Annotated in this window: 6 protein-coding genes; 4 read left to right on the top strand and 2 right to left on the bottom strand. The window is 43.2% G+C overall.

The features are described from left to right. On the bottom strand, positions 1-495 hold a 495-nt coding region (locus IM456_RS07920; RefSeq protein WP_287712765.1), incomplete at its 3' end, for a Uma2 family endonuclease. 26 nt (positions 496-521) lie between these two features. Further along, positions 522-1,112, bottom strand: a complete 591-nt coding sequence (locus tag IM456_RS07915) for a Uma2 family endonuclease (protein WP_287712764.1) — start codon at positions 1,110-1,112, stop codon at positions 522-524. Between the two features lie 488 nt (positions 1,113-1,600). Between IM456_RS07915 and IM456_RS07910 the strand changes: the two genes are divergently transcribed. The 4 genes from IM456_RS07910 (at position 1,601) to IM456_RS07895 (ending at position 6,838) form a co-directional block, all read left to right on the top strand. Further along, a complete protein-coding gene (locus tag IM456_RS07910; protein WP_287692085.1) occupies positions 1,601-3,520 on the top strand; it encodes a long-chain fatty acid--CoA ligase in 1,920 nt (639 codons plus the stop codon). A gap of 61 nt (positions 3,521-3,581) precedes the next feature. Beyond that, positions 3,582-4,031 carry a YlqD family protein gene (locus tag IM456_RS07905; RefSeq protein ID WP_002756613.1) on the top strand — a complete coding sequence of 150 codons (450 nt, stop codon included), beginning with the start codon at positions 3,582-3,584 and terminating at the stop codon, positions 4,029-4,031. 247 nt (positions 4,032-4,278) lie between these two features. Further along, on the top strand, positions 4,279-5,643 hold the full coding sequence (locus tag IM456_RS07900) for a DUF3370 domain-containing protein (RefSeq protein WP_149986125.1): 1,365 nt from the start codon (positions 4,279-4,281) through the stop codon (positions 5,641-5,643). 226 nt (positions 5,644-5,869) lie between these two features. Next, on the top strand, positions 5,870-6,838 hold the full coding sequence (locus IM456_RS07895) for a hypothetical protein (protein ID WP_287692083.1): 969 nt from the start codon (positions 5,870-5,872) through the stop codon (positions 6,836-6,838). Positions 6,839-6,946: the final 108 nt, after the last annotated feature.

Genomic DNA, 6,946 nt, shown 5'->3' with positions numbered 1-6,946 from the left:
ACTTTCTTGCTGATAGGTTTGCAGAATCCATAAACCCTGTTCACCCCGTCGAAAAGTTTCTACTCGTTGGTGTTTACTATTCACTAAGACATATTCCTCTAAACTTTCTAGAGTTTGATAATCATTAAATTTATCACCCCTATCAAAAGCTTCTGTGGAATCGGAGAGAACTTCAATAATCAATTTAGGAAAACGTTTGTAGGTAGCGGTTTCTCTATCTCTGTCATCGCAGGTGACAATAATATCGGGATAATAAAAGTGATTGCGCTTCTCTAATCTGACTTTCACATCGGCAAAATAAACCCGACAATCGGAACCCCGCAAATGATTACGAATAATTGTGTATATATTCCCCGCAACAATATTATGAGTATCCGTCGTTCCTGCCATGGCGTAAACTTGTCCATCGATATATTCGTGTTTAATGGGACTTTTTTCTTCAAACTGAAGATATTCTTCTGGGGTGAGATTATTATAGTTAGATAGAGCAATCATGGGTTTAATCGTTGAAGGAGATTTTCTTAAGTACTTTCGGGAGTATCATTAACCGTTTCTAGGGTGACATCCTCGTATAAATCCCGAAAAGATGCCGTCAGATTAATACTCTGTAAACTAAAACTTTCTTGCTGATAGGTTTGCAGAATCCATAAACCCTGTTCACCCCGTCGAAAAGTTTCCACTCGTTGGTGTTTACTATTCACTAAGACATATTCCTCTAAACTTTCTAGAGTTTGATAATCATTAAATTTATCCCCCCTGTCAAAAGCTTCTGTAGAATCGGAGAGAACTTCAACAATCAATTTAGGAAAACTTTTGTAGGTAGAGGTTTCTCTATCTCTGTCATCGCAGGTGATAATAATATCAGGATAATAAAAGTGATTGCGTTTCTCTAATCTGACTTTCACATCGGCAAAATAAACCCGACAACCAGAACCCCGCAAATGATTACGAATAATAAAAGTGAAATTGAGTCCGATAATATTATGAGTATCCGTCGTCCCTGCCATGGCGTAAATTTGCCCATCGATATACTCGTGTTTAATGGGACTTTTTTCTTCAAACTGAAGATATTCTTCTGGAGTGAGATTATTATAGTTAGATAAAGCAATCATTGGTTTTTCTCCTAATCACAACTTTATTAAGTACCTAAGCAGGTAGGTGTTAAAAATTGTCGGTGCCCCCCTTATTAAGGGGTAGGGTTGATTCATAGTAGGGTTGATTCATAGTAGGGTTGATTTATAGTAGGGTTGATTTATAGTAGGGTTGATTCATGAATCAACCCTACCATTGGTAGGGAAGGATCAGGGGCAAAATCTATCTTCTATTTAATTAGAACCACTTACCTAGGCAAAATTAATTATACATCTAAGCCGTCAGCCTTTTCCGTAATCAGTCAGCAGTATTAAGTAACAGTACATTCCCTGATTACTGTTCACTGTTCACCGATAACCGAAAAGTCTCCTCTCTCCGAGTCTCGACTAGGAAATTAACTTTGCAGGACTAGATACCTGTTGAAATACTGTCTAGGAGAACTGGCAAAAAGAGCCTCGAATGGTTAATCTATATGCTATTACCCTTGTAACTCTCTATAACTACTGCTATGACAACCCTAATTGACTATTCAAATATTCAATCTTTACCCGAAGTTTGGTCAATAGTTGCCCAACGTTTCCCCAATATTATCGCCCTGCACGATCCCCACAGTAAACCGGAAGTAATTCTCACCTATCGGGAACTTTATCAACAAATTCAGCAATTTGCCGCCGCTTTACAAGCATTAGGAGTCACAGAAACCGAAAATGTCGCTTTATTTGCCGATAATAGTCCCCGGTGGTTTATTGCCGACCAAGGTTCCATGGCAGCCGGGGCCGCCAACGCGGTACGATCTGCTCAAGCAGATGCAGAGGAATTAGCCTATATTCTGGCCGATAGTGACAGTCAGACGCTGATTGTCGAAAATAACAAAACTTTAGGCAAATTGCTGGCGAAAATCCCTGAATTGCCCCTAAAATTAATCGTGCTGCTCACCGACGAAGACCCCGCTACTGGGGCGATTTCCGTGCAGACCTTAAATTTCAAGCAACTAATGGCGATCGGGGCTGAGAACACCCTTAAACCCATCACCAAGTGCGAAAATGATCTGGCTACCCTCATCTACACATCGGGAACGACGGGACAACCAAAAGGGGTGATGTTAAGTCACGGTAATCTGCTGCATCAGGTACGCAACTTAAACGCTATCTTTCAACCGGATCCAGGCGATCGAGTTTTAAGTATACTACCTTCATGGCATTCCTACGAGCGCAGTTGTGAGTATTTCAGTCTAGCTCAGGGTTGCACCCAGATTTATACCAGTATTCGCACTTTTAAGCAGGATTTAAAGCAATTTAGTCCGCAATTAATGGTGGGAGTTCCCCGTCTTTGGGAATCTCTTTACGAGGGTATCCAAAAACAATTTAGCGAACAATCGGCCACAAAACAGAAATTAGTGCGATTTTTGCTAGAAAAGTCGGAAAAGTACGTTATTGCTAAACGTATCGCTGATAATCTCAGTCTAGATCACCTTCACGCTTCCGGGATCGAAAGACTGAAAGCAAGAATTCAATCCCTCTTACTCTATCCCCTCCATGCCATCGGTGATAAGCTAGTTTATGGCAAAATTCGCCAAGCAGTGGGAAATAAAGTTAAAATCTTGGTTAGTGGCGGTGGTTCCTTAGCCAGACATCTAGATACTTTCTATGAGATTGCGGGAATCCCGATTTTAGTTGGTTATGGACTGACAGAAACTTCTCCTGTCGCTACCGTCCGTCGTATCGATCATAACCTGCGCGGGTCTGCCGGTCGTCCCGTCTTTCAGACAGAAATCTGTATTGTCGATTTACAGAGCAAAGAAGTCTTACCGACAGAAAAACACGGTTTAGTCTTGATTCGCGGTCCGCAGGTGATGCAGGGATACTATAAAAAACCCGAAGCAACCGAAAAAGCGATTTCTCCCGATGGTTGGTTTGATAGCGGTGATATTGGTTGGTTAACCGCTGCCGGGGATTTAGTCTTAACAGGACGGGCCAAAGATACAATTGTTTTGAGCAATGGTGAAAATATCGAACCGCAACCGATTGAAGATGCTTGTTTACGCAGTCCCTTTATCTCCCAAATTATGCTAGTGGGACAGGATCAAAAAGCTTTGGGGGCTTTGATCGTGCCTAATCTTGATATACTGTCCAATTGGGCGCAAGAACAGAAAATATCCTTAAATTTACCCGATCTTCACAGCGAGCGCTCAACGATTCTTTCTAGCGATCTCTACAGCAAAAAAGTCTTAGCTCTCTACCAACAAGAATTAAAGCGCGAGGTAAGAAATCGGCCCGGTTATCGTACCGATGACCAGATTAAAACCTTTGAGTTAATTTTAGAGCCTTTTTCCCAAGAAAACGGCATGATGACCCAAACTTTAAAGATTAAACGACCGGTAGTAACGCAACGCTATCGCGATATGATTAACGAGATGTTTGCCAAGTAAATATTTCTGGCAAATATTCCCTAACCCCTTGACAAAAAAACCTTTTTAGGATAAGCAAATCATGGATGACGCACAAACCAGTTTATTACTGAAGCGCCCGGTGACAATTAAAGTCATCGTGACCCCGCGCTGGAAAGAAGAAGCACAACAGCAATTACAAGCACAAATGGCTCAAATTGACGCACAAATTCAACAATTAGAAACCCAAGGCCAAAGAGCGATCGCCGAAATTCAGCGTCAGAGTCTGATCCCCTTACCCCCCGCGGCTGCCCAACAGATTGACAATATTCAAATCCAAGTCAATCAACAGAAAAGTGAGTTTCTCGAACAAAAAAACCAGTATCTGCAACAACTGCAACAGGTACAACTCTTGGAACTCAATCAAGAAGTCGCCCAAGCACAATTAGAAAGCTTTTTCCGCGTCGAAAAAGGCGATAACTTAGTGGCAAAAATGAATGTGGAACTCGTCCTTAGAGATGGCATAGTCGAAGAAATTCGCGGCGAAATTTAAAGCTAGGGTGAGCAGTTACCCGTCCCTGTCAAATTAAAGGCTAAAATCGGCAATAGCAAGGGGTATTCTCCCTTGCTAACCGAGAAAACCGCCCCTAGCTCACATCACCCCTGACATGACTTGATCGGGCCTGAAAAATATATTAAGATTCTTTATCGATCGCCCGGACACCCTCGCCTATATTGTTGTATAACTTCATATCTCCATCGACTCACCCTTAATTAGATCCTATAAATATAGAATCTCTATGCTTTCTTTCTTACCCACTATTCTTTTAGCTCAGTCCGCCTCGGTCTTGCCCCAGATAGAGAGGAAATTAATCACCCAATATCAGGAAGTGCGTCAGTTACCCGGTCAACTGAATGATGTGCTGGTTTTTAATAGCAATAGTCCCGAAATCGTAGAAAAAGAGGGAATTCTCCTCTCTACTTTCCCCGGCAAAGGAAAACGTTATCCCATAGCCCATCTCAATCATCCCCTACAAGGACGTTTTGACGTTTTCACCCACCACATCGCTCGTCAAACCGATCCCAATCGCGACCTACACCAGGGCCTGATCGTTACTAATCCCACCTCCAGAAACCTCGTTATCCGCATCCTGCAAGGAGTCAGTTACGTCACCTCCGCCGATGCCCCTTTTGTCGATTTACCCTCTCTGGTGGAAGATCCGAACGGCCGGGTTTTTTCCGGTCCCGGTTCCCGTTTAGCCAGCGATATCATGCGTCGTCGCCATGATACCCAATTTCCCGCCCAGATCGTCATTCCCCCCGGCCAAAGTCGGATGCTATTCGATCTGGTTATCCCCAGAAGTAGCGCCCGCTCGACCCTCCTACGTCTCTACAGCGATGGACCTGTCTATATGGCCAATTTAGCCCTCTACGAAGTTCCCCAAAAAGTCAAAATCGAAGATCGGGAAATAGCAACCTTTCGTCCCCCTACCCTAGAGGAATGGCGTACCCTATTAGTTAGAGGTGATTTAGCCGCTCCTCGCGATTTTCCCCCCACTCCCCCCGATCAATGGTTCCCTGGAAGAAGAAATTTTTATGGTCGCGTGGCCGGAATTTCTGTCGGTTCGGAATGGGCAACCCGCATTGTCGATCCCAAAGGGGGAATTAATCTCACCATTCCTCAACCCGGTCAAGCTTTTGCCTATCCTTTAAGTACGGTGACAGCAGCTACTTTCGGAACCAGACAAATCCAAAGCGCCCCCATGTTAGTGCGTTATCCCGATACGGCTTTCAAAGCTCACGGTAATTACGGTGTTCACTACTATCTGACTTTACCTCTATATAACAACACTAGCAAAACGCAGGTGGTGGCTTTGAGTATTCAAACCCCAATTAAAGAAGACAATTATCTCGATCGCTTGCTATTTGTTGAACCCGTCCAGGGACCGGTATTTTTCCGGGGTGCAGTGCGCGTTACCTATCGTAACGCACTGGGACGCACCGAGGAACGTTTTTTCCATCTCGTTCAACGGGAAGGACAACAGGGAGAAGCTTTAGTACAGGTGGAACTTCCCCCCGGAGCCAGACGCGACATTAATCTCGATTTTCTCTATCCCCCCGATGCCACACCCCCCCAAGTTTTGAGCGTTAAAACTTTGGAATAAATAGTTTTTCTCGAAAAGTTAACGGCTGATTGTCGGTAAAAATAAGTAAGATAAGTAGGTGGGTATTAAAAACTTTCAGATGCCCCCCTTATTAAGGGGGATCCCCCCGCCTTCGGCTTCCCCCCTTATCAAGGGGGGCTAGGGGGGATCGAACCTAAAATCCATTTTAAATTTAATTATAACCAGCTACTTACACTGATATTAATCTCTCTCTGTGAATCGGCCGATGAATATTAGCAAAACTTGCTTTATTTTCTGCTTATTATCTCAATTCTTGGGCAATGCAGCTGCGAGTTTAGCCGTGACTAAACTCGATTTTGATACCGGTCAACCCCTAACAAATCAAGTGGTTAGATCGGGGAAAATTAAGGTACAAGTTAGCTATCAACCCATCGACCTAAACGAGAGAGTTGATGATAATTATGATATTAATAATGTTTCTTATCAAATCTTTTATAACGAGCAAATTTATCAGGAAAATAGCGGGTATAGTGCCTTTGGATCTGGCTATGTCGAATTAAGAGATTTAGATAATAATGGCATCGATGAGATTATCGTCTCCACCTATAGCGGCGGCGCACATTGCTGCACATCTTTGGTAATTTATACTTGGCAAAAAGATAAATTTATTAGAGAAGAAACGGGTTTTTTAGATGGTAGTGGTGGTTCCTTTGAAGATTTAGATGGAGATAATAATTATGAATTTGTCACCGTTGATAATGCTTTTTTATATGCTTTTAGTTCCTACGCCGCCTCTTTTCCTCCCTCCAAAATTTATACTTTTCAACAGGGTAAATTAGCGGATGTCACTAGAAAATATCCCCAAGAATTAAGGAAAACTTTAGCAGCAATGTTGAAAGCCTTTCAGTTAGCTAAAAAAGAAAAAGCCGAAGTCAATGGCATTTTGGCCGGTTATGTCGCCCAAAAAATTCTCCTAGGAGAATACCCAGAAGCTTGGCAATTTCTCCTCGCTAATTACGATAAAAACTCCGATTGGGGTCTCGATATCTATGGCGAAAGTACAGCGATCGGCAAATATCCAGACTTTCCCACTGCCCTGAGCGCTTTTCTCCTGAAAAATGGCTACTTAGGGTCTGCTGAAAAAGTTTGTTGGTGGGGGCAGGGTGTGGCCCCCCCAACCCCCCCGACATCGGGGGGGCAGGTGGGGTGTAGGGTTTTCCCGATTTTGAGGTAGTCAGTTACCTAAAATTCAGGGAAAAAGTCCCTGAATTTTACCCGCGATCACTCCAATGGTCAGCACTTTTTGAGGGGAAAAAAGTCTAAAAACCTTATCCAACAATGT

It is taken from the genome of Microcystis sp. M079S1, from assembly GCF_020246425.1.
Classification (GTDB): domain Bacteria; phylum Cyanobacteriota; class Cyanobacteriia; order Cyanobacteriales; family Microcystaceae; genus Microcystis; species Microcystis aeruginosa.
The sequence above is the reverse complement of the archived record's forward strand: the minus strand, read 5'-3'. Positions and strand labels throughout refer to the sequence as shown.